This window comes from Rhizobacter sp. P2_H3, assembly GCF_056403355.1.
The window spans coordinates 1-941 of record NZ_JBFUFQ010000514.1 but is presented as its reverse complement, the minus strand read 5'-3'; the positions used below and the strand labels follow the sequence as shown (position 1 = coordinate 941).

Below are 941 nucleotides of genomic sequence, written 5' to 3'. Positions count from 1 at the left end.
CTTCTCGCTCGTGATCGGCATGACCTACACCTACCTGCCGTTCATGATCCTGCCGCTGTACGCCAACCTCGCGAAGATGGACCTGCGCCTGCTCGAGGCCGCCGCCGACCTCGGCGCGACACCCTGGCAGGGGTTCTGGCGCATCACCGTGCCGCTGTCCAAGGCCGGCATCATCGCCGGCTCGATGCTGGTGTTCATCCCCTGCGTCGGCGAGTTCGTCACCCCCGAGCTGCTCGGCGGACCGCAGACGCTGATGATCGGCCGCGTGCTGTGGGACGAGTTCTTCAGCAACAACGACTGGACCATGGCCTCCACCGTCGCCGTCGTGCTGGTGCTGCTGATCGTCTTCCCGCTCGCCCTCTTCAACAAGTACCAGGTCGAGAGCCAGGAGCGCAGGCGATGAGCGGCACCGTGCACCCCAAGGCCGCCTGGTTCGGCCGCGCCTGGCTCGTCGGCGGCTTCGTGTTCCTGTACCTGCCGATCGTCACGCTCGTCATCTACTCGTTCAACGCGTCGCCGCTGCCCACCGTGTGGGGCGGCTTCACCTTCGAGTGGTACGGCAAGCTCGTCAACGACCGCGAGATGCTGTCCGGCCTGTGGCTGTCGCTGAAGATCGCCTTCCTCAGCGCCTGCGGCTCGGTCCTGCTCGGCACGCTCGCCGCCTTCTCGCTCGTCAAGTACCGGCGCTTCACCGGCCGCACGCTCTTCAACGGCCTCGTCAACGCGCCGCTGGTGATGCCCGAGGTGATCTGCGGGCTGTCGCTGCTGCTGATGCTGGTGTCGGTGCAGAAGGCCGTCGGCTTCCCCGAGCGCGGGCTGATGACGATCTGGCTCGGCCACCTGCTGCTCGGCATGTCGTACGCCACCGTCGTCGTGCAGGCCCGCCTGCAGGACCTGAACCCCTCGCTCGAAGAGGCCGCGATGGACCTCGGCGCCAAGCC

General features: G+C 67.3%; 2 protein-coding genes. Both read left to right on the top strand.

From position 1 onward, the window contains the following. Nucleotides 1–403 (top strand): ABC transporter permease (locus AC1D1T_RS32755; RefSeq protein WP_477993528.1); only part of this gene is annotated, 403 nt, incomplete at its 5' end. Beyond that, nucleotides 400–941, top strand: a 542-nt coding sequence (locus AC1D1T_RS32750) for an ABC transporter permease (RefSeq protein WP_477993527.1), incomplete at its 3' end; no start/stop codon positions are given. The genes AC1D1T_RS32755 and AC1D1T_RS32750, both read left to right, overlap by 4 nt.